This window comes from Rhizobium terricola (assembly GCF_012927355.1).
In the GTDB taxonomy this organism is placed as follows: Bacteria; Pseudomonadota; Alphaproteobacteria; order Rhizobiales; family Rhizobiaceae; genus Allorhizobium; species Allorhizobium terricola.
Genome location: NZ_JABBGK010000004.1, coordinates 73,273 through 97,526, shown reverse-complemented (window position 1 = coordinate 97,526; position 24,254 = coordinate 73,273). Strand labels below are relative to the sequence as shown.

The 24,254-nt window shown below is 62.8% G+C and carries 29 protein-coding genes; 13 read left to right on the top strand and 16 right to left on the bottom strand.

Annotation, left to right across the window (positions count from 1 at the left end; all coding sequences use genetic code 11):
- Positions 1–5: 5 nt before the first annotated feature.
- Genes HHL25_RS18025 through HHL25_RS18015 form a run of 3 tightly spaced genes read right to left on the bottom strand, consistent with a single transcriptional unit; the run spans position 6 to position 2,039 of the window.
- A complete protein-coding gene (locus tag HHL25_RS18025; RefSeq protein WP_169594233.1) occupies positions 6–1,013 on the bottom strand; it encodes a YVTN family beta-propeller repeat protein in 1,008 nt (335 codons plus the stop codon).
- Positions 985–1,518, bottom strand: a complete 534-nt coding sequence (locus HHL25_RS18020) for an SRPBCC family protein (RefSeq protein WP_169594231.1) — start codon at positions 1,516–1,518, stop codon at positions 985–987. The genes HHL25_RS18025 and HHL25_RS18020 overlap by 29 nt, the downstream gene beginning before the upstream one ends.
- An 8-nt stretch (positions 1,519–1,526) precedes the next feature.
- Positions 1,527–2,039, bottom strand: coding sequence for a DUF3280 domain-containing protein (locus HHL25_RS18015; protein ID WP_169594229.1), 513 nt, complete (start codon positions 2,037–2,039; stop codon positions 1,527–1,529).
- A gap of 124 nt (positions 2,040–2,163) precedes the next feature.
- On the opposite strand from HHL25_RS18015, the gene HHL25_RS18010 reads away from it, so the two are divergent.
- The 10 genes from HHL25_RS18010 to gfa all read left to right on the top strand — a co-directional run bounded on the left by HHL25_RS18010 (position 2,164) and on the right by gfa (position 9,786).
- Complete coding sequence (locus HHL25_RS18010) at positions 2,164–3,351, top strand: ABC transporter substrate-binding protein (protein WP_169594226.1); 1,188 nt, start codon at positions 2,164–2,166, stop codon at positions 3,349–3,351.
- A 1-nt stretch (position 3,352) separates the two neighbouring features.
- Complete coding sequence (locus HHL25_RS18005; protein ID WP_169594225.1) at positions 3,353–4,327, top strand: YVTN family beta-propeller repeat protein; 975 nt, start codon at positions 3,353–3,355, stop codon at positions 4,325–4,327.
- 37 nt (positions 4,328–4,364) lie between these two features.
- Complete coding sequence (locus HHL25_RS18000) at positions 4,365–4,832, top strand: hypothetical protein (RefSeq protein WP_205927913.1); 468 nt, start codon at positions 4,365–4,367, stop codon at positions 4,830–4,832.
- A 27-nt stretch (positions 4,833–4,859) separates the two neighbouring features.
- Positions 4,860–5,111: a hypothetical protein gene (locus HHL25_RS17995; RefSeq protein ID WP_169594222.1), complete on the top strand. Its 252-nt coding sequence runs from the start codon at positions 4,860–4,862 to the stop codon at positions 5,109–5,111.
- A gap of 91 nt (positions 5,112–5,202) precedes the next feature.
- On the top strand, positions 5,203–6,177 hold the full coding sequence (locus tag HHL25_RS17990) for an ABC transporter substrate-binding protein (RefSeq protein WP_169594219.1): 975 nt from the start codon (positions 5,203–5,205) through the stop codon (positions 6,175–6,177).
- Positions 6,170–6,931 carry an ABC transporter permease gene (locus tag HHL25_RS17985; protein ID WP_169594216.1) on the top strand — a complete coding sequence of 254 codons (762 nt, stop codon included), beginning with the start codon at positions 6,170–6,172 and terminating at the stop codon, positions 6,929–6,931. The genes HHL25_RS17990 and HHL25_RS17985 overlap by 8 nt, the downstream gene beginning before the upstream one ends.
- Positions 6,928–7,557 carry an ABC transporter ATP-binding protein gene (locus tag HHL25_RS17980; protein WP_169594214.1) on the top strand — a complete coding sequence of 210 codons (630 nt, stop codon included), beginning with the start codon at positions 6,928–6,930 and terminating at the stop codon, positions 7,555–7,557. Before HHL25_RS17985 ends, HHL25_RS17980 begins: the two co-directional genes overlap by 4 nt.
- A gap of 2 nt (positions 7,558–7,559) precedes the next feature.
- Complete coding sequence (locus HHL25_RS17975; protein WP_169594212.1) at positions 7,560–8,288, top strand: ABC transporter ATP-binding protein; 729 nt, start codon at positions 7,560–7,562, stop codon at positions 8,286–8,288.
- Positions 8,285–9,076, top strand: a complete 792-nt coding sequence (locus HHL25_RS17970; protein WP_169594210.1) for an ABC transporter permease — start codon at positions 8,285–8,287, stop codon at positions 9,074–9,076. Before HHL25_RS17975 ends, HHL25_RS17970 begins: the two co-directional genes overlap by 4 nt.
- Before the next feature lie 140 nt (positions 9,077–9,216).
- Complete coding sequence (gfa, locus tag HHL25_RS17965; RefSeq protein WP_169594208.1) at positions 9,217–9,786, top strand: S-(hydroxymethyl)glutathione synthase; 570 nt, start codon at positions 9,217–9,219, stop codon at positions 9,784–9,786.
- Positions 9,787–9,993: 207 nt separating this feature from the next.
- Here gfa and HHL25_RS17960 read toward each other — a convergent pair whose 3' ends face one another.
- From HHL25_RS17960 to HHL25_RS17920, 9 genes are read right to left on the bottom strand one after another with little or no spacing between them, the layout of a single operon-like run.
- Complete coding sequence (locus tag HHL25_RS17960; protein WP_169594206.1) at positions 9,994–10,584, bottom strand: thioredoxin family protein; 591 nt, start codon at positions 10,582–10,584, stop codon at positions 9,994–9,996.
- A 16-nt stretch (positions 10,585–10,600) separates the two neighbouring features.
- Complete coding sequence (gene rpe, locus HHL25_RS17955) at positions 10,601–11,281, bottom strand: ribulose-phosphate 3-epimerase (protein WP_169594204.1); 681 nt, start codon at positions 11,279–11,281, stop codon at positions 10,601–10,603.
- Positions 11,278–12,222 carry a CbbX protein gene (gene cbbX, locus HHL25_RS17950; protein ID WP_169594202.1) on the bottom strand — a complete coding sequence of 315 codons (945 nt, stop codon included), beginning with the start codon at positions 12,220–12,222 and terminating at the stop codon, positions 11,278–11,280. Before cbbX ends, rpe begins: the two co-directional genes overlap by 4 nt.
- Positions 12,223–12,236: 14 nt before the next feature.
- On the bottom strand, positions 12,237–12,626 hold the full coding sequence (locus HHL25_RS17945; RefSeq protein ID WP_169594200.1) for a ribulose bisphosphate carboxylase small subunit: 390 nt from the start codon (positions 12,624–12,626) through the stop codon (positions 12,237–12,239).
- A gap of 27 nt (positions 12,627–12,653) precedes the next feature.
- Positions 12,654–14,114 carry a form I ribulose bisphosphate carboxylase large subunit gene (locus HHL25_RS17940; protein WP_169594198.1) on the bottom strand — a complete coding sequence of 487 codons (1,461 nt, stop codon included), beginning with the start codon at positions 14,112–14,114 and terminating at the stop codon, positions 12,654–12,656.
- A gap of 30 nt (positions 14,115–14,144) precedes the next feature.
- A complete protein-coding gene (gene fba / locus HHL25_RS17935; RefSeq protein WP_169594196.1) occupies positions 14,145–15,224 on the bottom strand; it encodes a class II fructose-bisphosphate aldolase in 1,080 nt (359 codons plus the stop codon).
- A gap of 49 nt (positions 15,225–15,273) precedes the next feature.
- Complete coding sequence (gene tkt, locus HHL25_RS17930; RefSeq protein WP_169594194.1) at positions 15,274–17,301, bottom strand: transketolase; 2,028 nt, start codon at positions 17,299–17,301, stop codon at positions 15,274–15,276.
- Between the two features lie 11 nt (positions 17,302–17,312).
- Positions 17,313–18,182, bottom strand: a complete 870-nt coding sequence (locus HHL25_RS17925) for a phosphoribulokinase (protein WP_169594192.1) — start codon at positions 18,180–18,182, stop codon at positions 17,313–17,315.
- A gap of 10 nt (positions 18,183–18,192) precedes the next feature.
- Positions 18,193–19,242: a class 1 fructose-bisphosphatase gene (locus tag HHL25_RS17920; protein ID WP_169594190.1), complete on the bottom strand. Its 1,050-nt coding sequence runs from the start codon at positions 19,240–19,242 to the stop codon at positions 18,193–18,195.
- A 103-nt stretch (positions 19,243–19,345) separates the two neighbouring features.
- Here HHL25_RS17920 and HHL25_RS17915 point away from each other — a divergent pair, with 103 nt between their 5' ends.
- Positions 19,346–20,287 carry a LysR family transcriptional regulator gene (locus HHL25_RS17915; RefSeq protein ID WP_169594187.1) on the top strand — a complete coding sequence of 314 codons (942 nt, stop codon included), beginning with the start codon at positions 19,346–19,348 and terminating at the stop codon, positions 20,285–20,287.
- Positions 20,288–20,313: 26 nt separating this feature from the next.
- On the opposite strand, the gene HHL25_RS17910 is transcribed toward HHL25_RS17915, so the two are convergent.
- Complete coding sequence (locus HHL25_RS17910; RefSeq protein WP_169594185.1) at positions 20,314–20,937, bottom strand: exopolysaccharide biosynthesis protein; 624 nt, start codon at positions 20,935–20,937, stop codon at positions 20,314–20,316.
- 192 nt (positions 20,938–21,129) lie between these two features.
- On the opposite strand from HHL25_RS17910, the gene HHL25_RS17905 reads away from it, so the two are divergent.
- Both HHL25_RS17905 and HHL25_RS17900 read left to right on the top strand, forming a co-directional pair.
- Complete coding sequence (locus tag HHL25_RS17905; protein WP_169594535.1) at positions 21,130–21,573, top strand: acyl-CoA thioesterase; 444 nt, start codon at positions 21,130–21,132, stop codon at positions 21,571–21,573.
- 58 nt (positions 21,574–21,631) lie between these two features.
- On the top strand, positions 21,632–21,805 hold the full coding sequence (locus tag HHL25_RS17900) for a hypothetical protein (protein WP_169594183.1): 174 nt from the start codon (positions 21,632–21,634) through the stop codon (positions 21,803–21,805).
- Between the two features lie 76 nt (positions 21,806–21,881).
- Here HHL25_RS17900 and HHL25_RS17895 read toward each other — a convergent pair whose 3' ends face one another.
- The 3 genes from HHL25_RS17895 to HHL25_RS17885 all read right to left on the bottom strand — a co-directional run bounded on the left by HHL25_RS17895 (position 21,882) and on the right by HHL25_RS17885 (position 24,239).
- Positions 21,882–22,979, bottom strand: coding sequence for a DUF475 domain-containing protein (locus HHL25_RS17895; protein ID WP_169594181.1), 1,098 nt, complete (start codon positions 22,977–22,979; stop codon positions 21,882–21,884).
- Positions 22,980–23,327: 348 nt separating this feature from the next.
- Complete coding sequence (locus HHL25_RS17890; protein ID WP_169594179.1) at positions 23,328–23,747, bottom strand: OsmC family protein; 420 nt, start codon at positions 23,745–23,747, stop codon at positions 23,328–23,330.
- An 84-nt stretch (positions 23,748–23,831) separates the two neighbouring features.
- Entirely contained in the window at positions 23,832–24,239 is a 408-nt protein-coding gene (locus tag HHL25_RS17885; protein WP_390624523.1) for a hypothetical protein, read from the bottom strand.
- Positions 24,240–24,254 lie beyond the last annotated feature (15 nt).

The following is a 24,254-nucleotide window of genomic DNA, read 5'->3' as shown; positions in this document are numbered from 1 at the left end:
GGTTGTCACGGCTTTGCAGGAGCGCTGTCTCCGGCAAAGATGGTGCCCCTCCGGCTGGAGATGAACTGGCCGAAAGCGCGTGGACCGTCGCCGGTTGGAATGGAGCCCGTTACCTCGAGCGTGTCCGCGTCGATCACCGACAAGGTATTGGAATCCCAGTTGGCGACGATGACGTGGTGGCCGTCCTCCGTCGTGTCGATGCCTTCGGGATAGCCGTCGACGGGGATAATCTTGACCGGGGCATAGGTACGCGAATCGAAGACGCTCACGCTGTCGTCATACTGATTGGTGACGAAGCCGTGGCTTCCGGCAAAGGCGATGCCGTAAGGCCTTGATTTCGTCGGAACCCTGCCGAGGACCTTTCCGCTTTCCGGGTTGATCACCGTGACGGTATCGCTGCCGACATCGGCGGAAAAGAGGCGTCCGTCCGGGGCGAAGGTAATACCGAACGGGCGCTCACCCACCGTCACGCGGTGGCGGAGAGCGAGTGTCTCGGCATCGAAGATCGAAACCTGGTTGGAATCGCGATCGGCGGTTGCCAGAAAGCGGCCGTCGGGCGAAAGGGCGAGCCCTGCCGGGGCGCTGCCGGTCGTAAGGCTTTGCCGCAGGGCAAGATCATCGGCGCCGAGCACCCAGACGCGTGCATTGTACCAGTCGGAGACGAAAAGCCGGTTGCGGGTGTCATCGACGGCGACGCCGATCGGTCCCCCGTCGAGCCGAATCTCCGCGTGTGGGGCACCACCGTTAAGATCGAAGCGCCGCAGGGTCTTGCTGTCGGGGCTTACGGTGAAGACCGAATGCAGGCGGTCCGAGACGGCGACACCGGCCGGCATGCCCGGAACGGGGACTCGCCGGATTTCCTCCATGCGCTCAAGGTCGATGACGCTCAGGTCGCTGGAGGACTGGTTTGTGACATAGGCGTAGTCAGCGAGCGACGGTCGCGGCATCACCGACGCCGCGACCAGTCCGAGCAGAAGAACGAGGCTATTTGCCGAACTTTGCTTCAAGGGCATCGAGACCTGCCTTGTACACCGCCGTGACTGCTGCGATTGCCGCTGCATCATTGAGGTTTTCCGGAGGGTCGTTGTTCGGATAGCCACGGTAGAAGGCGCCGCGCCACTCGATATGCGATCCACCACCGGCGCCCGGTGTCACAGTCAGGTGCGAGGAATAGTTGGTGACCGGCAGGACCGACACCTCGACGGCGGTTATCCGGTACGAATAGCTCATCTTGGTGGCATCATATTTATAGAGCTCCTCCGCGATCGTCGGGCCGCCTTCCTTGCCAAGCGTCAGGGTGCGTGTTGCGCCTATCGTGTTGTCACCCTTGCCTGTCGCCGAGAAGACGGCCGGATGCCAGCTCATGTCCTGGAAGTTGCCGATCGTCGCCCAGACCGTCTCCGGCGGCGCCTTCACGTCGATCGCAAGCGAAAGCTTCTGCCGGGTCGGGCCGTGCGCCAGTGCAAGCGACGGCAGCAGGAGCAGAAATGTCAGCAGGAAATGACGAAGCAGGCGCATGGGTTTCCTCACATTTTCTTGAACATATGGTTTTTCAGGATGTAGTTAAGGCCGCGAAGCCAGCTCTGATCGGTGTTGGAGCGGATGTCGACGGCAAGTCCGCGCAGCATCTCCCCGCTTTCGACATCGCGCAGGACGAGATTCATCGAGAGAATCAGGTTGGAGACCTTCTGCACCTCACCCACCAGCACATAGTCGGCGCCGAGCTCTGCCGCCATTCTCCGCTCACAGCCGTAACAGTGGGCGGGGTTGGTAACCGTGCGGAGTTCGTCTGCGACCGGATCGTTCTCGATGATGCGGAAACCCTTTTCCGCAAAGCGCTTGCGCACCTCTTCTTCCAGCAGTTGTGTTCGCGCCGTCTGGTCGGCGCGCACTCCGTCATAGGCGCCCTCGGTGGACGTATCGATGAAGGTCATGCCGAAAAAGGCGATCCGCGCTCCGGGCATCAATGGTTTGTCCAGCGCGGCCATGGCAAACGCCGGGATCAGAAGGAGACAGAGGGTCATCAAAATGCGCTGCATGCTTCTCAGCCTAACACAGCGGCGGGGCGGCACCACGATCCATAAGTATCGGTTTCGTGCCACAAACCTCGCTGCTATTCTCCACTTTAGGATGTGTCAGGACGATTGGGAGGTCATTCCGGCTATGCCTAACCCGCGGCTTACGCTCGCCCTGTTCTCTGCTGCCCTTTTTGCTGCGCCCACGTGCTGGGCCCTGGAGGTCAAGACCGCGGTCCTGCGGGTCGATCGCCCATCCCTGCCACCGATTTCGCGTCTCGACGTGGCGCCGGACGATCTCGGCTTCGCCGGAGCCGAGCTCGGAAACGAAGACAACCGGACCACCGGGGCCTTCACGGGGATGGATTATCAGCTGACGACGAAGGTCGTTTCTCCCGAACAGGCGGAGGCCGCCTTCGATGCTTTGAAGGCGCAGGGCGTCAGCCTGTTCGCCGTGATCTCGGATGGTGCCACGTTGAAGGTGCTGGCCGACCGCGCGGGACCGGATGTGTTGATCCTCAATGCCGGGGCGAGAGACGATGCTCTGCGCGATGCCGAGTGCCGGGCGAATGTCCTGCATGTCTCCCCGAGCCGCTCGATGCTGTCCGACAGCGTGATCCAGTTCCTGATGTGGAAGAAGTGGTCGCGGATCCTGCTGATCTCCGGCTCGCATCCGGAAGACAAACTGTTGGCCGAGAGTTACAGAAAGTCGGCAGCGAAGTTCGGGGCGAAAATCGTCGAAGAGCGCGAATTCCTCGACACCGGTGGTGCCCGGCGCACGGATACCGGCCATGTACTGGTACAGAAGCAAATCCCGGTGTTCACGCAGGATGCCGAGGAGCACGACGTCACGGTTGCCGCCGATGAAACAGACGTGTTTGCGGCCTATCTGCCCTACCATTCCTGGGACCCCCGGCCCGTTGCCGGATCGGCGGGCCTGATGCCTCTCTCCTGGCATCCGGCGCACGAATCCTGGGGAGCGACCCAGTTCCAGCGCCGTTTCGAAAAGCTTGCGGGCCGCGGCATGCGGGAAGAGGACTACCAGGCCTGGCTTGCCATGCGGGTGATCGGCGAGGCGGTGACGCGATCGGGCAAGGCCGATGCTGCGTCGATCCGTGCTTACGCTCTGTCGGAAGAATTCGAACTTGCCGCCTTCAAGGGCCAGAAGCTCACCTTCCGCTCCTGGAACGGCCAGATGCGCCAGCCGATCCTGCTCGGCGATGGGCGGATCACGGTCTCGGTGTCTCCCCAGGATGGATATCTGCACCAGCATTCGCCGCTCGATACACTTGGCATCGACCAGCCCGAAACCACCTGCCGCGCCTTTGGAGGATAGCATGAAATCAGTCTGGACGATCCTGCCTGCCGCCCTGCTGTTGGCCGGACCTGCGCTCGCGAACAAGGTCTTCGTCACCAACGAGCGCGGCAACAGCGTGACGGTGCTCGACAGCAAGACCTGGGAGAAGATCGGCGAGTTTCCGGCTGGCAACCGGCCGCGGGGCATCACCATCAGCCCCGACGGTAAGGAGCTCTATGTCTGCGCATCGGATGACGATGCCGTTCGGGTCTTCGACCCGGAGACCTACAAGGAGCTTCACACGCTGCCGTCTGGTCCGGACCCCGAACTTTTCGCGCTCAATCCTTCGGGGAACCCGCTCTATATCGCCAATGAGGACGACAATCTGGTGACCGTCGTCGACACGAAGAGCCACCAGGTGCTCGCGGAGATTCCTGTCGGGGTGGAGCCCGAGGGCGTGGCGGTCAGTCCGGACGCCAAGACGCTGATCAATACGTCGGAAACGACGAACATGGCACATTTCATCGACACATCGACCTTTGAGATCGTGCACAACGTGCTCGTCGATCAGCGTCCGCGCTATGCCGAGTTCACCGCGGACGGGAAGAAGCTTTATGTCAGCGCGGAAATCGGCGGCACCGTTTCCGTTATCAATCTCGGCGGTGAAGGCGAACCCAAGGTCGACAAGAAGATTAGCTTCGAGGTGCCTGGCGTGCTGCATGAATGGTTGCAGCCGGTCGGCATCAAGGCGACGAGCGACGGGTCCCGCATCTTCGTCGCGCTCGGTCCCGCCAATCGGGTCGCGGTGATCGACGCCAAAACCGATGAAGTGCTCGATTACCTGCTGGTGGGGCAACGCGTGTGGCAGATGGCGTTCACGCCGGGGGAGGAATTCCTCGTGGTAACCAACGGCAATTCCAATGACGTCAGCATCATCGATGTAAAGGCCGAGAAAGTCATTCGTTCGGTTCCCGTCGGCGAGCAGCCCTGGGGGGTCGTGGTCGCGCCGAACTGACGTTTTGTCGAACCGCTTTTGATGGGAGAATTTTCAGATGAAAAAATGCTTCACTCTTCTTGCCGCCACGCTCGTGGCAATTTCCCTGACAGGTCCGCTCATGATCCGACCGGCCACGGCGGCACCGCTTTGCGACAAGCTCGGCTTTGCCGGTCTGCTTGCGAAATGCAATCGCGGCGAACCGATCGAAGTTACGTTGGCATCCGGCAAGCCTCTGGGGAAGCCAGAGGTAACCCTGCAATCGGGGGCCTATTACGTGATGAAAATCAGCGCCGACGGTTCGGCCGAGCTCGCCATAACCGGGGCCTCCTTCTTCCGAGCGATCTGGATGAACGAGATCGTGATCAACGGCATCGAAGTGCGGCCCATGGCGGTCGACAGCTTGGAATTCGACGAGGCCGGTGTCGCGGCCATGTCGTTCATCGCGATCAAGCCAGGCAGCTACGAGGTTCGCATTCCGAACACCACGAGCGACAGCCAGAAGATGACGATCACCATTCAGTAAGCCATGACAGACAGAAGGAACAATCCGATGAAGGCGATTTCGATAGCGTTTCTGGGTTTGATGCTGGCCGTGCCCTCTGTCGCTTCGGCGGCGGAGGTTGCTGCCGAGAAGCAGAAGGCGATCCAGGACATGCTGAAGACCATGCAATGCGAGGTGGATCCCGCCAATATCGAAGCCTCGGGCGAGGGGTTCGAGATCGACGACGTGTTCTGCGCCGACGGGCAGTATGACATGGATCTCAATGCTGATCTGACGGTTGCCGAGAAACGCAAGGAATAGTGCGACCACCGCGCGGCGGTGCGAATCGTGTAGAAAGCGGTCGGACAAGAAGCCCGGCACGGCTGGTCGCCGGGGCAGGGGAGGAGGAGCAATGGGTAACTTGAGAGGTTTGTTCGCAGGCTGCCTCCTGGCGCTCGGATTGTCGAGCGCCGTCGTGGCCGAGGATCTGCCGAAACTCCGGGCCGCGATGCTGGCGTCTGGCACGGTCAACTGGGAGATCAGCACGATCAAGGCGAATGCGTTCGACAAGGCGAACGGATTCGAGATGGCGGTGCAGGACTATGCCGACAACGGGGCAACGCGCGTCGCCTTCGAAGGCGGCGAGGCCGACACGATGGTCGCCGACTGGATCTGGGTCGCCTATCAGCGTGCCGCCGGCAAGGACTATGTCTTCATCCCCTATTCCCGTGCCGTGGGAGGCCTCGTCGTCAAGGATGACAGCCCCGTCAAGGCGCTGCCGGATCTCGCCGGTCAGAAGATCGGGATTGCCGGTGGCCCGCTCGACAAGAGCTGGCTCATCCTGCGTGCCTACGCGAAGAAGAAGCATGACATGGATCTCGCCGGTGCGACCGAACAGGTCTTCGCGGCTCCGCCGTTGATCTTCAAGGCAGCACTTTCCGGCGAGACCGCCGGTGCGGTCAATTTCTGGCATTTCCTGGCGAAGATGAAGGCCAAGGGCATGCATGATCTCGTCACGGTTTCCGATGCTGCGACCGAGCTCGGGCTGGATCCGGATACACCGCTGCTGGGCTATGTGCTGAAGGGCGAATTCGTCAAGGCGCACCCGGAGGTCGCGCAGGGGCTCTACAAGGCATCCTCCGCGGCAAAGAACCTGCTGCGCACCGACGACAAGGCCTGGGATGGACTTCGCGGCCAGATGAACGCGGCCGACGACGCCGAGTTTACTGCCCTGCGCGACGGTTATCGGGCCGGCATTCCGAGCGGCAAGCCGATCGACGAGGCGGCGGCCGACCGGTTCCTGCGGCTGATGGCCGAGCTCGGCGGCGAGGAGCTCGTGGGCAAGGCAACCACATTGCCGGAAGGGGTGTTCCTGCACCTTGAGTGAAACGCTGAAAAATTCCGCGGTCGTTCGCACATTGTCGCTCGGACTGATCCTTCTGACGTGGACGGTCGCGGCAACGTTGACGGCGGATGCGAGTGTCTTGCCGCAACCCTGGGCGCTCGCCGATCCGTTCGTCCGGGCCGTCGGTTCGGGTGACCTGCCCTATCATCTGGCGATGACCCTCTTTCGCGTCATTGCCGCTTTCCTGCCTGCGATGCTGATCGGCGTGGCGATCGGCTACCTTATGGGACGCTACCCGGACGTGGACCGCTGGCTCGATCCCTGGCTGGTCGTCTTCCTCAACCTGCCGGCGCTCGTGCTGATCGTGCTGTGCTATCTGTGGATCGGTCTCAACGAGACGGCGGCGATCCTTGCCGTCGTGCTCAACAAGATCCCGAATGTCGCGACGCTCTTGCGGGAGGGGGGGCGCGCGCTCGATCCCAATCTCGACGCCATGGCGATGGTCTTCCGGATGCGGCCGATGGCACGGCTTCGCCATGTGATCCTGCCGCAGCTTGCGCCGTTCATCGCCGGGGCCGCGCGGTCGGGCGTCGCGGTGATCTGGAAGATCGTGCTGGTGGTCGAGTTTCTCGGTCGTTCCAGCGGCATCGGGTTCCAGATCCACTTCTACTTCCAGCTTTTCGACGTCGCGATGGTGCTCGTCTATGCGCTGACCTTCATCGCTGTGATGCTCCTTGTCGAGATGCTTGTCCTGCAACCCGCGGAACGCCGTGTGCGGGCCTGGAGGATGGCATGATCAGGATCGATGTGCGACGCAAGGCCTTTGGCGAGACGGCGGTCCTGAAGGATGTCCGGTTCGAGATGCGGCCGGGCGAGGCAGTTGCGATCCTCGGTCCTTCGGGCGTCGGCAAGTCGACCTTGCTGCGTGTGATCGCTGGCATCGACCACGACTTTGAAGGCCAGATCGTTCGACCGCAGGACGTTGCCATGGTGTTTCAGGAGCCGGTCCTGCTGCCGTGGCGACGTGTCCTGGAAAACCTGACGATCGTTCATCCCGAACTCGGTCGTGACGCAGCCATGGCTGCGCTTCGCCGCGTCGGCATCGCCGACAAGGCCGATCTTTTCCCTGGGCAGCTCTCGCTTGGTCAGCAGCGTCGGCTGGCCCTGGCGCGTGCCTTCGCGGGTCGCCCGTCGCTCCTCGTCATGGACGAGCCCTACGTATCGCTCGATCCGCAAACGTCGGAGGAGATGCTGGAACTCACCGAGGCGCTGATTGCCGAGACGAGGCCGGCAATCATTCTCGTCACCCATTCGGAGGCAGAGGCGAAGCGCCTGGCCGACCGCACCCTTCGGCTCGTCGGGCAACCCGCAACGATCATCGATTCCGGGAGCGGGCAGCCCTTGGCGGGCCGGGAGGGATAGCGATGCCGGGCCTCGACATCAGCCATGTCAGTTTTCGTTATGGCAAGCGTCGGGCGCTCGATGACGTCAACTTCACGGTCGAGCCCGGCCGTTTCTGTGCCTTGCTCGGGCCGAACGGTGCCGGCAAGTCGACACTGTTCGCACTCCTGACGCGGTTGATCGTCGCCGACGAGGGGACCATCTGCGTCGCCGGTTTCGATATCGCGCGATCCCCGCGCGCGGCACTTGCACGCATCGGCGTCGTGTTCCAGCAACCGACCCTCGATCTCGACATGACCGTGCGGCGCAATCTGCGCTATTTCGCCGGGCTTCACGGATTGTCCGGTCGGTCGGCCTCCCTCGCCATCGATGCTGCGCTGACCCAACTCGGAATGGCCGAGCGCGCCGACGAGACGGTCAGGGCGCTCAACGGCGGACATCGACGGCGCATGGAGATCGCCCGTGCCCTCGTTCATCGCCCCGACATCCTGCTGCTTGACGAGCCGACGGTCGGCCTTGATGCCGCGTCGCGCCAGTCGATCACCGGTCATGTTCATGACCTGGCCGACAACGGGCTCGCCGTGCTCTGGGCCACGCATCTTGTCGACGAGATCGCGCCCTCCGATCAGGTCGTGGTGCTCCATCGCGGCCGGGTGCTCAGCAATGGAGGTGCGGCGGAGCTCGCGGAAGAACGGGGGCTTGCGAAGGCCTTCCTGGCGATGACCGCCGAAGGGGACGAGGTAAGCCCATGAAAGCGTGGTTCGTCGCCCTGATCGCCATCGTGACGCGCGAGAACATGCGGTTCCTGCGTCAGCGCGGGCGTTTTCTCGCCGCGCTCGTTCGTCCGCTGGTCTGGCTCATCGTCTTTGCCGCCGGCTTTCGCGCCGCCCTCGGCGTGTCGATCATCCCGCCCTACCAGACCTATATCACCTACGAGGTCTACATCCTTCCCGGCCTGTGCGGCATGATCCAGCTTTTCAACGGGATGCAGTCGTCGCTCTCCTTGGTCTACGACCAGGAGATGGGTTCGATGCGGCTGCTCCTGACCTCGCCCCTGCCGCGCTGGTGGCTGTTGTTTTCCAAGCTGCTTGCCGGTGTCATCGTGTCGATCCTGCAGGTGATGGTGTTTCTCGGGATTGCCGCGCTGACCGGCATCGAGCTGCCACCGCTCGGCTACGTGGCGGTCCTGCCGGCGCTGCTTCTCAGCGGGTTGATGCTCGGGGCGTTCGGGTTGCTGATTTCGTCGACCATTCGCCAGCTCGAGAATTTTGCCGGCGTGATGAACTTCGTCATCTTTCCGATGTTCTTCCTGTCGTCTGCGCTCTATCCGCTCTGGAAGATGGCCGAGAGTTCACCGCTGCTCCGCGACATCTGCGCCTACAATCCCTTCACCTACGCGGTCGAACTCATCCGCTTTGCGCTCTATGGCGAGTTGAATGTGGAAGCCCTTGCCTGGGTCTGCGGATGCTTCGTCGTCTTCATGCTTGCCGCGCTCTGGGGATATGACCCCGCGCGGGCGATGCTGCGATCACGAGGCTGAACGTTCGGCTGTCTGATGCGGCCAGCGGGCAGGCCGCCGAAAACCGCCACTTTCCGCTATGTTGCCGTTCCCCCTGTTTGCTCCGATCCTGTCCAAGGCTCGAGACGCCAGAGATGTCTGGAGCAAAGGAGGAGGAACCCATGATCAAGTTGCATCCGTCCATCGACAACGGCTTTCCGCCTGCCAGGCCGGGCTTTTCCGGCGGCACGCTGAAGTGCAAGTGCGCCACCAATCCGGTGACGGTGGAAATCAGTTCACAGACCGCCCATAACCATGCCTGCGGCTGCACCAAATGCTGGAAGCCGAAGGGTGCGATCTTCGCTCAGATCGCCGTGGTCTCGCGCGACAAGGTGAAGGTCACGACCGGCGCCGACAAGCTGCAGATCGTCGATCCCAGCGCCACCATCCAGCGCTATGCCTGCAAGGATTGCGGGACGCACATGTATGGCCGCATCGAGAATACGAAACATCCCTTCTACGGCCTCGACTTCGTGCACACGGAACTCAGCGACGAGACCGGCTGGTCGCCGCCGGAATTCGCCGCTTTCGTATCGTCGGTCATCGAGAGCGGTGTCAGCCCCGACAAGATGTCGGAAATCCGGGCTCGCCTGAACGAGCTGGGACTGCCTCCCTATGACGCGCTGTCGCCGGCGCTCATGGATGCCATCGCCACCCATATCGCCAAGCAGTCGGGTGCACTTGCAGCCTGACGCGAGGCCTATCGCTCCTCCCCCCAGGCCCCGCCCTGGCCGCTTCTTCAGGAAGCGAACCAAGGGTGGGGTTTGAGGTGCCTGGCCGCTCTCATCACGGGAGAGACCTGAGACATCGAAAGCCGCCGATTGCCGATCGGCGGTTTTTCTTTGCTTGATCGAAGCCGATGGGAGATTGTCCGCCGGGTGCAGACATTGGAGGCGAAATCAGGACAGGGCCGTCTGCCCGTCCGTTGACCAGGAGGGGTCGACCTTCCACTTGATCGAACAACCGATCGAGGCGTGCTGCTCCTGCGGTCCCCTTGCGGTGCCGGCGACCGCGATCATCGCCTTGTATAGGTCTCGCCTGAGGCCCGGTTGGGCCGCCTCCTTGCGCGAGGCATCGAGGCGTCCGCGATATTGCAGCTCCAACGCCCTGTTGAAGCCGAAAAAATCCGGCGTGCAGACCGCGCCATAGGCGCGCGCGACCGACTGGTCCTCGTCATGGAGATACGGGAACGGAAGGGCGTGTTCGTCGGCAAACGCCTTCATCTTGCCGAAGGAGTCGTCGGGATAGGCGTTCGCGTCGTTGGCGTTTATGGCGACGAAGCCGATCCCGTAAGTCTCCAGGTCAATTGCCTCACGCACGATCCGGTCGATCACGGCCTTCACGTAGGGGCAGTGATTGCAGATGAAGGCGACGACCAGACCGTTCGGGCCGGCGCAATCGAAGAGCGAGTGCGCCCGGCCGTCGACGCCGGGCAACCGGGCGTCCACCGCCTTCCAGCCGAAGTCGCAGAGGGGCGCGATTGCTGCCATCTGTCCGCTCCGTCATTCACGCCGCGCGGCGGACGCCATCGGACGTTCGCCTCAGCGCCGCAATGTTGGCCGCATAGGCATCCGGTCCGCCCTTGAAGACCGACGAGCCGGCGACGAGCACGTCGGCGCCGGCCCGGGCGACGAGCGGGGCGGTCTCGGGGGTCACGCCGCCGTCGATTTCGATCAGGATCGGGCGTTCGCCGATCATCGCCTTGATGCGGGCGGCCTTGTCCACGACGGACGGGATGAAGGCCTGACCGCCGAAGCCGGGATTGACGGTCATCAGGAGGATGAGGTCGAGGCGATCGAGCACGTATTCGATGACGTTTTCCGGGGTCGACGGATTGAGCGACACGCCCGCCTTGCAGCCGAGATCGCGTATGGCTTGCAGCGAGCGGTCGAGATGCCGGGTGGCCTCGGCATGCACGGTGATAACGTCGCAACCCGCATCGGCAAAGGCCGCCAGATAGGGATCGCAGGGTTCGATCATCAGGTGGCAGTCGAAGACCCGGTCGGTGCGATTGCGGATCGACTTGATGACCGGAGGGCCGAAGGTGATGTTGGGGACGAAATGGCCGTCCATGACGTCGAGGTGGATCCAGTCCGCGCCGGCTCGGCAGACAGCTTCGACCTCCTCGCCGAGGCGCGAAAAATCGGAGGACAGCATCGACGGGGCAATGATGGTCTGCGCACTCATGGTTTTTCCTGTCCGGGTTCTGCGGTTGCTGTGGGTCTCATGGAAAAGACGCGGCTTGCGGCAATATCGCGGTCGATGATGGTCGAGAGCTGTTCGGCGTTGACGGGGCCTTTCGTCTCCTCGAACAGGCGGTTCGCCTGACGAAGCCGGGCGCGGTCGAGCGCATTGCGGATCGATCGCGCATTGGCGAAATGCGGCTGGCTGCGGCGCCGCGTGATATAGTCCGCCATGACCGCGGTGGCATTGCCGTCGAGGTGATAGCCCTGGCGCTGGAGCATGCTTTCGGCGATCGACAAGAGTTCGTCGTCGGCATAGTCGGGAAAATCGATGTGGTGGGCGATCCGCGAGCGGAAGCCCGGATTGCTTTCGAAGAAGCGATCCATGCGGTCGGCATAGCCGGCGAGGATGACCACGAGGTCGTCGCGGTTGTTTTCCATGACCTGCAGGAGGATCTCGATCGCTTCCTGGCCGTAGTCGCGATCGTTGTCCGGCCGATAGAGGTAATAGGCCTCGTCGATGAAGAGCACGCCGCCCATGGCCTTCTTGAGGATTTCCTTGGTCTTCGGGGCGGTATGACCAATGTACTGGCCGACGAGATCGTCACGGGTGACGGAGACGAGGTGGCCCTTGCGGATGTATCCGAGGCGGTGGAGCAGGTCGGCCATGCGCAGGGCCACCGTCGTCTTGCCGGTACCGGGATTGCCGGTGAAGCTCATGTGGAGTGACGGGGCCTCGTGGGAGAGGCCCATGGCGCGGCGGGCACGCTCGACGAGGAGAAGTGCCGCGGTCTCGCGGATCCGCCGTTTGACCGGCTTCAGGCCGACGAGATCGCGATCGAGTTCTTCGAGAATGTCTGCGACGCCCGAGGTGCGATATTCCTCGGCGAGGTCGACCGACGTCGGCAGCTTCTCTTCCGGGGCGGATCGTTCGGGCATCGCCATGGCTCAAACTCCTCTCAAACCCGAGTGGCCCAGGAGTAGCGCTGGGAGCGACCGCGGGTGTCCGTGCGGGTCATCGCGAGCGTCGGCTCGTTTTCCGGGCGGTTGACGATGAAGGACATCGTCACCGTCTCGAAACCGCGGTTGGAATCGAAGGCGTTGAGCCGGATGTAGTGCTGCGGATTGGCCTTGCGGCAGTCGTCCAGCTCCATCATCACGCCCTTGGCGTCCCGCAGGTCGAACATGGGATGCCCCCACATTTCCCAATAGGTGTTCCGCGGATGGGGATCGTCGGTGTATTCGATACCGATGGCCCAGCCCTTGCGCAGGCAGTATTCCACCTGCGCGGTGATCTGTTCGTCGGTCAGGTCCGGCAGGAACGAGAAGCAGCCCTGGGTGATACGCATTGTCGTTTCTCCTTTTCGCTTGCTCTGTCAGGCGACGCTGACGCTCGGCACGAAGTCCGAGGTGTCGGTCGGGGTGTAGTTGAAGCTGATATTGCCCCAGGTCTCGAGGGCGGCTTCCAGCGGCTTGCACCACTTGGCGGCGGCTCTCAGGATCTCCGGTCCTTCGGTGGCGATGTCGCGACCCTCGTTGCGGGCCAGCACCATGGCCTCGAGAGCCACGCGGTTCGCGGTGGCGCCGGCCTGGATGCCCATGGGGTGGCCGATCGTGCCGCCGCCGAACTGCAGCACCACGTCGTCGCCGAAAAGGTCGAGCAGCTGGTGCATCTGGCCGGCATGGATGCCGCCCGAGGCGACCGGCATGACCTTCTTGATGTCGCCCCAGTCCTGCTCGAAGAAGATGCCGCGCTGGAGGTCGACCTCGTTCTTGGTTTCGCGGCAGACATTGTAGTAGCCCTGCACGGTCAGCGGATCGCCTTCAAGCTTGCCGACGGCGGTACCGGCATGCAGGTGGTCGACGCCGGCAAGCCGCAGCCACTTGGCGATGACGCGGAACGAGATGCCGTGGTTCTTCTGGCGGGTGTAGGTGCCGTGGCCGGCCCGGTGCATGTGCAGGATCATGTCGTTCTGGCGGCACCATTCCGAGATCGACTGGATTGCCGTCCAGCCGACGATCAGGTCGACCATCACGATGACCGAGCCGAGTTCCTTGGCGAATTCGGCACGGCGGTACATTTCCTCCATCGTCCCGGCGGTGATGTTGAGGTAGTGGCCCTTGATCTCGCCGGTGACCGCGGAGGCATGGTTCACGGCCTCCATGCAGTAGAGGAAGCGGTCGCGCCAGTGCATGAAGGGTTGCGAGTTGATGTTCTCGTCATCCTTCATGAAATCGAGGCCGCCCTTCAGGCCTTCGTAAACCACGCGGCCATAGTTCTTGCCGGACAGGCCGAGCTTCGGCTTGGTCGTCGCGCCGAGCAGGGGCTTGCCGAACTTGTCGAGGCGTTCGCGCTCGACGACGATCCCGGTCGGCGGTCCCTTGAAGGTCTTCACATAGGCGACGGGGAAGCGCATGTCCTCGAGCCGCGCGGCCTTCAGCGGCTTGAACGAGAAGACATTGCCGATGATCGAGGCCGTCAGGTTGGCGATCGAGCCTTCCTCGAACAGGATCAGGTCATAGGCGACGTAGCAGAAGTACTGCCCCGGCGTGCCTGGCACCGGGTCGACCCGGTAGGCCTTGGCGCGGTACTGGTCGCAGGCGGTGAGCCGATCGGTCCACACCACCGTCCAGGTGGCCGTCGAGCTTTCACCGGCGACGGCCGCCGCCGCCTCGATCGGATCGACGCCTTCCTGAGGCGTGATGCGGAAAAGGGCGATCAGGTCGGTGTCCTTCGGCTCGTAATGGCCGTCCCAGTAGCCCATCTGGGCGTATTTCAGGACGCCCGCCCTATAGCGTTCCTTGCCCTTGATCTCGGTCTTTGCGTCGGCGTTCATGGCTCTGTCCTTTCCTTTGTCAGTGAGGGATCAGGCGGCTTCGGAGCGCGCCGTCTGGGGTTTCAGGCTTCCGGCGGCATAGCGCTTGGCCATGTCGCTCATCGGGATCACCTTGATGCGGGAGGCATTGCCTGCCGTGCCGAAGGCTTCGAAGCGCGCCTTGCAGACCGCGGCCATCGCATCCATGGCGGGTTTGAGGAACTTGCGCGGATCGAACTCGTCGCGGCGGGTGTCGGCGACGCGGCGGAACTCAGCGGCGGCTGCCAGGCGCAGGTCGGTGTCGATGTTGACCTTGCGCACGCCAAAACGGATGCCGCGGACGATCTCCTCGACCGGCACGCCATAGGTCTCGCGCATCTCGCCCCCATGGGCGTTGAAGATCTCCTGCCATTCCTCCGGCACGGAGGAGGAGCCGTGCATGACGATATGTGTGTCCGGCAGGCGGCGGTGGATCTTCTCGATGACATCCATGGCGAGAACCTCGCCGGTCGGCTTGCGGGTGAACTTGTAGGCGCCGTGCGAGGTGCCTATCGCCACCGCCAACGCATCGACGCCGGTCTCGGCGACGAAACGGGCTGCCTCGTCCGGGTCGGTCAGCAATTGCGAGCGATCGAGCGCACCTTCGAAGCCATGGCCATCTTCGGCCTCGCCATGGCCGGTCTCGAGCGAGCCCAGGCAGCCGAGTTCGCCTTCGACCGAGACGCCGACCATGTGGGCGAGGCGCGCCACTTCGGCGGTGATGCCGGCATTGTAGGCATAGTCGGCGGGCGTCTTGGCATCCTCTTTCAGCGAGCCGTCCATCATCACGGAGGTGAAGCCATGCTGGATCGCCGACAAGCAGGTGGAAACCCGGTCGCCATGGTCCTGGTGGATGCAGAGCGGAATATCCGGATACATCAGCTCCAGTGCCTCCATCATCTTGGCGAGCATGATGTCGTTGGCATAGGTCCGGGCGCCGCGGGATGCCTGCAGGATGACGGGCGCATTGCAGGCCTTGGCTGCCTGCATGATGGCGAGGCCTTGTTCCATGTTGTTGATGTTGAAGGCGGGCACGCCGTAGCCGCGTTCGGCGGCATGGTCGAGCAATTGACGAAGCGTGATGCGGGCCATGGTCAGGCATCCTCTCTCTGGCAATGGATGAAAACGGGGTGGATCAGGGTCATTGGCGCCGCCCGCCCTTGGAATTGCCGCACAACCGCTGTGCTTCGGCCACGACATGGTCTGCGGTGATACCGAAATGGCGGTAGAGGTCTCCAGCCGGGGCCGAGGCGCCGAAACCCTGCATGCCGATGAAGCTGCCGCGCGGCCCCATCCACCGGTCCCAGCCGAGCCGGCCGGCGGCCTCGATCGCGATGCGCGGGGCATTTCCGAGCGTCCGGTTCCTGTAGGCCTCGTCCTGGGCTTCGAACTTCTCCCAGCAGGGCATGGAGACGACGGCGGCTTCGATGCCACGATCGGCCCGGAGCCGGTCGGCGGCGGCAACCGCGATCTCGACCTCCGAGCCGGTGGCGAGCATGGTTACGTCCCGCGGACCCTTCGTCTCGCGGAGCACATAGGCACCGCGGGCGCAGAGGTTGTCCTGGCTTTCCCCCTGACGCAGCATCGGCAGGGCCTGGCGGGAAAGCGCCAGCGCGCTGGGCGTCGAAGCCTCCGTCAAGGCGAGCTCCCAGCATTCGGCCGTCTCGATGATGTCGGCGGGCCGGAAGACGTTGAGGTTCGGCGTGGCACGCAGCATGGCCAGATGTTCGACCGGCTGATGCGTCGGTCCGTCTTCGCCAAGACCGATGGAATCATGGGTCAACACATAGACGACAGGCAGGCCCATCAAGGCCGAGAGGCGGATCGCACCCCGGGCATAGTCGGAGAACACGAGGAAGGTGCCGCCGTAGGGAATGAAACCGCCATGCAGGGCGATGCCGTTCATGGCCGCGCCCATGCCGTGTTCGCGGATGCCGTAGTGCAAGTAACGACCCTTGAAATCGCCCGGCGCGATCGGCTTGGTCTGGGCCGTCATGGTCAGGTTGGAGCCGGTCAGGTCCGCCGAGCCCCCGATAGTCAGGGGCGTTACGTCGTTGATGACTTCGAGGGTCATCTGCGAGGCCTGGCGGGTGGCGACCTTGGTCGCCTTGCCGCGGTGTTCGGCGCGGAATTTTGCCAGCCGACGCGCAAGCTCCGGGCCGATTTCGCGACCGACCAGCTCTTCGTAGCGCTTCCTCGACCGGGAGGTCTCGCGACGGATTTCCCAGGTCTGGCGGGCCGCTCTTCCCCGAACTGCGACATCTTCCCAGGCGGCCTTGATGTCCGACGGAATGAAGAATGCAGGGTAGCTCCAGCCGAGTTTTTCGCGGGTTGCGGCAATCTCCTTGTCGCCGAGTGCTGCGCCATGGGTCTTGTGGGAGCCCTCCATACTGGCGGCGCCCTTGCCGATCCTGGTCCGGCAGGCGATCAGCGACGGCTTCCGACTTTTGCGGGCGCGGGCGATCGCCTTGGCAACGGCCTGCGGATCGTGGCCGTCAACGGCCTGGGCGTCCCATCCGGCGGCGCGAAAACGGGCGATCTGGTTCATCGACGTCGAGAGATCGGTGTCGCCGTCGATCGAAATGCGGTTGTCGTCCCACATCACGATCAGCTTGCGCAGCTTGAGATGTCCGGCAAGGTCGATCGCCTCGTGACTGATCCCTTCCTGCAGGCAGCCGTCGCCCGCCACGACATAGGTGAAGTGATTGGCCAGCGCGCCGCCGAAGCGGGCGGCCATCATCTGTTCGGCAATGGCCATGCCGACTGCCGTGGCAATCCCCTGGCCGAGCGGCCCGGTGGTCGTCTCGATGCCCAGCGCGTGGCCATATTCGGGGTGGCCGGCGGTCTTCGAACCCATCTGCCGGAAGGCGGCGAGCTCACTCATCGGCATGTCGGTATAACCGATCAGGTGGTGGATGGCGTAGAGCAGCATCGACCCGTGACCGGCGGACAGTACGAAGCGATCGCGATCCGGCCAGTCCGGTTTGGCCGGGTCGATCTTGATGAAACGGTTGAACAGCACCGTCACCGCATCCGCCATGCCCATCGGCATGCCGGGGTGGCCGGAATTGGCCTTTTGGACGGCGTCCATTGCCAGAAAACGGATGGCATTGGCCATGTCCTGCTCGGACACCGCGGCAGTGGTCTCGATCTTCTGCGATATGTTCATCGGTGTCCTCCTCACGACATGCGGTGCTTGCGTTCGAGCAGTTTGTGGATGAGCGGCGTGAAAATGAGCTGCATGGCGAGATCGAGCTTGTCGCCGGGGACGACGATCGAATTGGCGCGCGACATGAAGCTGTTCTGCAGCATCGACAGCAGATAGGGGAAATCGATGCCGCGCGGATTAGCGAAGCGGATCACCAGGATCGATTCCGCAGGGGTCGGAATCCAGCGGGCGATGAAGGGGTTGGACGTATCGACGATCGGCACGCGCTGAAAGTTGATGTCGGTCAGCGAGAACTGCGGGCATATGTAGTGCACGTAGTCGGGCATGCGCCGGAGAATGGTGTCCGTCACGGCCTCGGTGGAGTAGCCGCGGGTCGCCTTGTCGCGATGGATCTTCTGGATCCATTCGAGGTTGATGACCGGAACGACGCCGATCTTGAGATCGCAATGCTGGGCGAGGTTGACGTCTTCGGTCACCGCGCAGCCGTGCAGCCCCTCGTAAAAGAGGAGATCGCTGCCCTTGAACTCTTCCCATTCCGTGAAGGTGCCGGGGGCCGTGCCGTAACGGGCGGCTTCTCCCTCGTCGTGAATGTAGTGGCGGGTGCGGCCGACCCCGCGGCGCCCGTATTCGGAAAAGACGTTTTCGAGGATTTCGAGTTCGTTGGCCTCGGCGGCGAAATGGGTGAAATCGACGCTCTTCGCCTTCTCTTCCGCCACCTTCTTCTTCATCGCTTCGCGGTCGTAGCGGTGGAAGGCGTCGCCCTCGATGAAGGATGCGGAGATGTTCTCCCGCTTGAAGATCTTCTCGAAGGTATCCTTGACCGTTGTGGTGCCGGCGCCGGAGGAGCCGGTGATCGAAATGATCGGGTATCGTGCTGACATCGTTTACTCCTCAGGCGCGGAACAGGCCGCGCTTGCCGAACAACGGTGCGCGTTCGCCGATCATGGCGGGGTCGACATGGTAGCGGGCCACGCGTGCGACCTCGCGGCGGGAACCGAACACAAGCGGCACGCGCTGGTGCAGGTTTTCCGGTTCGATATCGAGAATGCGGGAGACGGCGTTGGTCGCGGCTCCACCGGCATTCTCGACGATCAGGGCGATGGGATTGGCCTCGTAGACCAGCCGGAGACGGCCCTGGGCATAGCCCTTGCGGGTATCTGCCGGATAAAGGAAGATGCCGCCGCGGACGAGGATCCGATAGGTGTCGGCCACAAGGGACGCGATCCAGCGCATGTTGAAGTCGCGCTCGCGCGGCCCTTCCGAGCCGGCAAGGCAGTCGTCGACATAGAGCCGGATCGCCTCCTCCCAATGGCGGTAGTTTGACGCGTTGATCGCGAATTCGTGGGCGCGCTCGGGAATGCCCACTGTCTTGTAACCCTGAACGAAGCAGCCCATCCGGTTCGAGAAGATGAAGATCTCCGTGCCGCGACCGACCGTCAGGACCAGTGCGGTCTGCGGGCCATAGATGAAGAAGCCGGCGGCCAGCTGGGTGTTTCCCGGCTGGAGGAACGTCGACATCGCATTGGCGCCCGGTCCGTTGACGACCGGCAGGATCGAAAAGACGGTTCCGATCGAAACATTGGTATCGATGTTGGACGAGCCGTCGAGCGGGTCTATCGCGACCGCGACGCGTGCCTCCGGGTCGAGCGCCACCGGATGCTCCAGTTCCTCCGATGCGTAGTAGGCGACCGGTGCGCCGCTCAGAGACGACAGGAAAAGGTCGTCGCAGATGACGTCCAGTTCCTTCTGCAGGTCGCCGTCGGCGTTGGCGCCGCCACGCAGCCCGTGGAAGGCTTCGCCAAGCGCACCCTGTGCAACCAGCTTACGGATGTCGAGAGCGGCGGCAGCCAGCCGCTGGATAACCGTCGCGACGTCGCGCGCGGTGTCATCATGCGCTGCCATGCATGAGACGAGATATGCTTCGAGAGTTGCGCCTGACATGATGTCTCCTCCCAACAACTGTCGAGGGCAGGATTGGCGCTGGCTGTAGATTTGTAAAATTTATTATGTTGACTGACTGGATTAAAAATACTTACTTTCTAATATGCGTAACGTCACTCTTCGCCAGTTGCGGACCGTCCAGGCCGTGTGCCGATTGGGCAAGATCAATCTTGCAGCCGAGGCCTTGGGGCTGACCGGGCCGGCGCTGACGCTCCAGATCCAGCAACTGGAGCAGGATGCCGGGGTGCCGCTCTTCGACCGAACGCGGGAAGGCATGGTGCCGACCGGTTTTGGCCTGGCCTTTCTCGAAGCCGCCCGGTCGATCGAGGATAATCTCGCGACGCTCGAGGACGCGATCAGTGCGATGAAGGGGCTCAGGACCGGCCGCCTTAGGCTCGGCGCTGTATCGACGGGCAAGTATTTTGCCCCTCAGCTGATTGCCGCCTTCCGCCGGCAGGTGCCTCTGGTCGAGATCAAACTCTTCGTCGGTAATCGTGCCGAGATCATCCAGAAGCTTCGCGATCACGAGATCGACATAGCCTTGATGGGGCGGCCGCCGCGCGACTTCGACGTACGTTCGCAGGTTTTCGGCGATCACCCGCTGGTCTTCATCGCGCCTGCCGATCATCCGCTTGCGGGCGTGCTCGACATTTCTCGCGAGCGTGTCGCGGAGGAGCAGTTTCTCGTTCGGGAGCGGGGATCGGGCACGCGCATCTCGCTGGAGATATTCCTCAGTGAAGTGCCCCGGCGGCTGGAGGAACTCGGCACGGAAATGGGGTCGAACGAGACGATCAAGCAGGCGGTCATCGCCGGTCTCGGCATCGCCTTCCTGTCCGCTCACACCATCGAGCAGGAGATCAAGCTCGGGCGCCTCGTGATCCTCGACGTGGTGGATACGCCGATCCGGCGGCAGTGGTTCAGCGTGTCGCGAGCGGATCGCGCCACCAATCCTGCCATGCAGGCGTTCGAGAAGTTCCTGCTGGCCGAAGGCGCGCGGCACCTGCCGGTGGTGACGAAACCCTATCCGGCCAATGCCTTCGGGTGACAGAAGATCCAGCGTTCAAGGGGTGATCAGCCGATTGCCCAACCGAGCGCCGAGGCGGTTCCGTAGACGAGGCCGCCCGACGTGCCGAGCGCGACCGCCGCGAGAACGATGCCGGCCAACGTGGCCAATCCGTCGCGTTCCATCAGTCCCATGGCTATGACGATGAGTGCAGCAACCGGCAGGATGTTGCCGAAGGGGATCGGCAGGGCGATGGCCACCGCCAGCAGGAAGACCGGAATGCCGATCAGCGATTGGGCGGTCCTGCCCGTCAAGGGACGCAGCCGACCTCGGCGCAACAGGGCCTCCACACGCTGGATCACCGGTGCGGTGTGTCGGACGATGAGATTTACGGTCGTTGCAGACAGCGTGCGGCGGGCCAGGAATTTCGGCAACCAGATCGACTCATTTCCGACGATGATCTGCAGCGAAACGATTGCCAGGCAGCTGCCGAAGACCATGCCGAAGGGGCCGGGTATCGGTGTGAGGGCCGGGAGAGAGAGAATGAGGATGGCGAAGGCGATGCTGGTACGTCCCATGGCCGTCAGCAGCTGCCCGAGCGAGATGGTTCCGGATGCCGCTGCTGCCTCGGCAAGCGCTGCCAGTTGCTGGGATGCTGTTCCGGGCAGCTTCGGAGATCGGCCTTCGGTCACGGTCTTGTCCTTCGATGTTCGGCACTGCGAGGAGCTCACGCTTCACCGGTTTCGATGTAGGTTCTGTATGCGGCGTAACAAGGTCATCATGAACCGACCGCTGTGGCCAGACGCTCCCGCGTGCACTACGGTGTCCGCCAAAAGGCAGAGGAGACACGCGTGCAGAGCCGCAATTCGGGACCCGAAAAGTCGATGGCAAGATCCTCACCAGCGGACCGGGACACCTATCCGCTCTACCGGATCCTGACCACACGCTGGGCCGACAATGACCTCTACGGTCACATGAACAACGTCGTGCATTACGAATTGTTCGACACTGCCGTGAACGGCGTCCTGATCGACAAGGGACTGCTCGATCCGCACAAGGGAAGCCATGTCTTCCTGGTCGTGGAGACCGGTTGTCGCTATTTCGCCGAGATGGCTTTTCCCGACATCGTGCATGCCGGCATCCGGGTGGCGAAGCTCGGCACCTCATCGATCCGCTACGAGGTCGGTCTGTTCCGCAACGAGGAGAAAACTGCTGCAGCGGAAGGGCATTTCATCCATGTGCAGGTCGACCGGGAAACAAGGCGGCCGGTGCCTCTCGACGAAAAGACCCGGCTTGCTCTCGGGCCGCTGCTGGCTCTCTCTGTGTGATCGTGGAACCTGTCGAGGCATGACATCATTTCCTTGGTGAGCAGCCAAGGAGACGATGATGACAGCCGCATCGAAGATCGACAGGACGAAGCTGGAACGCGAACGGCGAGAAAAGGATATGCCGGCCGCTGGTCCGCACGCCAGAAAGGAACTCACGGATCCGATGAAGACACCGGGAACCGGATCGTTGCCGGAACCCGGCGCGACAAAGGCCGATGCCGGGCCTGAGTGAATGGCCGTTCTTATTTCCGGAAGAAAAGAGCCGGCGGATCATGCCCGCCGGCTCCTTGTTGGTCAGGCGTTCGAGGCTAGATGCTTTCCGCCACCGTTTCCCGGTCGCGGCGCAGTTCTTCGGCGCGCTCCCGGCGATTGTAGCGGATGGAGGACCATAGCGAGATGCCGATCAGACCTGCGCCACCGAGACCGGTGATCACTTCCGGGATATGCACGAGCGTCTGGCAGTACATGATCACCGAGAGGATCAGGATCGCGTAGAAGGCGCCATGCTCGAGGTAGCGATATTCGGCGAGCGTGCCCTTTTCGACCAGCATAATGGTCATCGAGCGGACATACATGGCGCCGATGCCGAGGCCGATCGCGATGACGAACAGGTTCTGGCTCAGTGCGAATGCGCCGATGACGCCGTCGAAGGAGAAGCTCGCATCGAGCACTTCGAGGTAGATGAAGGCGCCGAGGCCTCCCTTGGCCGCTTCGGACATCGTCTTCTGCGACTGGTCGAGCAGGCCGCCCAGCACTTCAACGGCGAGGAAGGTCAGGAGACCGTAGATCGCCGAGTAGACGAAGGTGGTAGCCTCCGGGCCTTCCAGCAGTTCCGCGAAAAGAAGGATCAGCAGCAGCACGAAGGCGATCTCGATGCCCTTGATCGAGGCGGAGCGCGCCATGTGCTTTTCGATGACGCTGATCCAGTGCACGTCCTTCTCGTGATCGAAGAAGTAGGTGAGGCCGACCATCATCAGGAAGGTGCCGCCGAATGCTGCGATCGGCAGGTGCGCGTCATTCATGATCCGGGCATATTCCGCGGGTTCGCGTGCGGCAAGGAACATGGCCTCGATCGGGCCGATGCCGGCGGCGATCACGACGATCAGGAGCGGGAAGACGATACGCATGCCGAAGACGGCGATGACGATGCCCCAGGTCAGGAAGCGATGCTGCCAGACCGGTGTCATGTCCTTCAGCTTGTTGGCGTTGACGATGGCGTTGTCGAAGGACAGCGAGATTTCAAGAACTGCGAGCACGGCGCAGATGAAGAAGACGGTCGCCATGCCGCCAAGCGTGCCGGTGGTCTGCCAACCGAGCCAGGCGCCGAGCAAAAGGCCGACGATCGTGACGATGAAGGCCCATTTGAAGTAACCGAGGGTGCTGGTTGAGGAGGTGGACGCTTTCATCGGCGCACCTCCTTCAAAACGAGTGATGCGTTAGAGGAAAGATGTGAGGATACGCCGCGCGTCGCCCACAACGCACGGGGTAGGAGCGTGTTCAATTTTTGCATTTTCTGAATCCGCCGGCTCATCTTGCTGGCGGTACCGACATCACGAGAGCGCCGTAAACTCTCGCCAGAGGGGCCCGGCACCTAAGTTCATCCGCCGCGACAAAAAAGTGCCGCAGCCACGGAGCACATTTGTTTTCACCAAAGACCGGCCTTGCGTCAAGACCTTGGCTTCATCCGCCCCCGCGTAACGCGCATCTAGTGTTGGCGGCTGTGTTTTCCAGCCCCGCGCAGCCGCATTGCATGCCTAATTCGTGAGTTGCAGGAGAATTGGCGGATTTCCGTTCAGAGTGTTGCTGATTGTGCAGATTTCCTCGGCGGCATGGGCGATCGCCTGCTTCGTCTCGGCATCAAGATCGGCATCGATGATGAAGACGACCTGGAAGTTCGCTATGCGCGAAGGGCCTTCGCTTGCCTTCGCTCCGGTGACGTCGGCGCGGATGTCCCGGATGTGCTCCAGAACGCCCATCCGGCTTGCGGCGATGCGTGCGCTCATCGCCATGCAGGCGGCGAGAGATGCGTAGAGCAGGTCAAGGGGATTGAAGCCGGGTTGGGATGCGCCGGTCACGATGTCGAGCGTTCCGCCGGTCGGAGTGACCACGTGCGGGAAGCCGGTGCGGCCGAGGCTGGCGCTCGCACCGGTCGGGCGGGTTTTCGGCTGGTGCATCGCATGTCTCCGGTTGTCACTGCCGCCAAGGTGTAGCGGAGCGCCGGTCCGACGATCAAGCGACCATCATGAGATACGAACCGCTCAGAGGCTCTTGCCGATCCTCGCCGTGCCGGTCTGGCCGTTGTTTCGGGTCCACTTGAGCGTGTTCGCTCCGACGCGCTCGAGCACGAAGCACATCGGCTCCCCCTTGTACCAACTGGTGAACTTCTGGCAGAGCCGGTTTCCGTCGATCCACCATTTTCCGGTGTCGGAAGGCTTGGCGAAACGTCCCAGGCCAAGCGCTTCGCCGGTGCCGTCGACCCGCCCGTCGCGTCGGTAGTTGAGCGGGAACTCTCCGCCGAACGGCACTGCGAGATAGATGCGACGGCCGATGATCGTGTTCTCGATCTCACTGGCGCTGTATTGCTGCTGATTGGCATGAAGGGTCTGCGGGCCGGTCAGTCCCATGACGATCGCTGCAAGTATTTTCGTCCTCGTCAGTTTTGTCATCGATGCTCTCCACCT

Bases quoted from the DNA above. Each gene is read 5' to 3' on its own strand.
- HHL25_RS18025 (WP_169594233.1), bottom strand. From the start codon at position 1,013: ATGCCCTTGAAGCAAAGTTCGGCAAATAGCCTCGTTCTTCTGCTCGGA.
- HHL25_RS17915 (WP_169594187.1), top strand. From the start codon at position 19,346: ATGCGTAACGTCACTCTTCGCCAGTTGCGGACCGTCCAGGCCGTGTGC.
- HHL25_RS17900 (WP_169594183.1), top strand. From the start codon at position 21,632: ATGACAGCCGCATCGAAGATCGACAGGACGAAGCTGGAACGCGAACGG.
- HHL25_RS18020 (WP_169594231.1), bottom strand. From the start codon at position 1,518: ATGCGCCTGCTTCGTCATTTCCTGCTGACATTTCTGCTCCTGCTGCCG.
- HHL25_RS17905 (WP_169594535.1), top strand. From the start codon at position 21,130: ATGGCAAGATCCTCACCAGCGGACCGGGACACCTATCCGCTCTACCGG.
- HHL25_RS18000 (WP_205927913.1), top strand. From the start codon at position 4,365: ATGAAAAAATGCTTCACTCTTCTTGCCGCCACGCTCGTGGCAATTTCC.
- HHL25_RS17960 (WP_169594206.1), bottom strand. From the start codon at position 10,584: ATGGCAGCAATCGCGCCCCTCTGCGACTTCGGCTGGAAGGCGGTGGAC.
- HHL25_RS17885 (WP_390624523.1), bottom strand. From the start codon at position 24,239: ATGACAAAACTGACGAGGACGAAAATACTTGCAGCGATCGTCATGGGA.
- HHL25_RS17940 (WP_169594198.1), bottom strand. From the start codon at position 14,114: ATGAACGCCGACGCAAAGACCGAGATCAAGGGCAAGGAACGCTATAGG.
- HHL25_RS17980 (WP_169594214.1), top strand. From the start codon at position 6,928: ATGATCAGGATCGATGTGCGACGCAAGGCCTTTGGCGAGACGGCGGTC.
- cbbX (WP_169594202.1), bottom strand. From the start codon at position 12,222: ATGGCGATGCCCGAACGATCCGCCCCGGAAGAGAAGCTGCCGACGTCG.
- HHL25_RS17945 (WP_169594200.1), bottom strand. From the start codon at position 12,626: ATGCGTATCACCCAGGGCTGCTTCTCGTTCCTGCCGGACCTGACCGAC.
- fba (WP_169594196.1), bottom strand. From the start codon at position 15,224: ATGGCCCGCATCACGCTTCGTCAATTGCTCGACCATGCCGCCGAACGC.
- HHL25_RS18010 (WP_169594226.1), top strand. From the start codon at position 2,164: ATGCCTAACCCGCGGCTTACGCTCGCCCTGTTCTCTGCTGCCCTTTTT.
- gfa (WP_169594208.1), top strand. From the start codon at position 9,217: ATGATCAAGTTGCATCCGTCCATCGACAACGGCTTTCCGCCTGCCAGG.
- HHL25_RS17925 (WP_169594192.1), bottom strand. From the start codon at position 18,182: ATGTCAGCACGATACCCGATCATTTCGATCACCGGCTCCTCCGGCGCC.
- HHL25_RS18015 (WP_169594229.1), bottom strand. From the start codon at position 2,039: ATGCAGCGCATTTTGATGACCCTCTGTCTCCTTCTGATCCCGGCGTTT.
- HHL25_RS18005 (WP_169594225.1), top strand. From the start codon at position 3,353: ATGAAATCAGTCTGGACGATCCTGCCTGCCGCCCTGCTGTTGGCCGGA.
- tkt (WP_169594194.1), bottom strand. From the start codon at position 17,301: ATGAACATATCGCAGAAGATCGAGACCACTGCCGCGGTGTCCGAGCAG.
- HHL25_RS17920 (WP_169594190.1), bottom strand. From the start codon at position 19,242: ATGTCAGGCGCAACTCTCGAAGCATATCTCGTCTCATGCATGGCAGCG.
- HHL25_RS17990 (WP_169594219.1), top strand. From the start codon at position 5,203: ATGGGTAACTTGAGAGGTTTGTTCGCAGGCTGCCTCCTGGCGCTCGGA.
- HHL25_RS17890 (WP_169594179.1), bottom strand. From the start codon at position 23,747: ATGCACCAGCCGAAAACCCGCCCGACCGGTGCGAGCGCCAGCCTCGGC.
- HHL25_RS17975 (WP_169594212.1), top strand. From the start codon at position 7,560: ATGCCGGGCCTCGACATCAGCCATGTCAGTTTTCGTTATGGCAAGCGT.
- HHL25_RS17970 (WP_169594210.1), top strand. From the start codon at position 8,285: ATGAAAGCGTGGTTCGTCGCCCTGATCGCCATCGTGACGCGCGAGAAC.
- HHL25_RS17995 (WP_169594222.1), top strand. From the start codon at position 4,860: ATGAAGGCGATTTCGATAGCGTTTCTGGGTTTGATGCTGGCCGTGCCC.
- rpe (WP_169594204.1), bottom strand. From the start codon at position 11,281: ATGAGTGCGCAGACCATCATTGCCCCGTCGATGCTGTCCTCCGATTTT.
- HHL25_RS17895 (WP_169594181.1), bottom strand. From the start codon at position 22,979: ATGAAAGCGTCCACCTCCTCAACCAGCACCCTCGGTTACTTCAAATGG.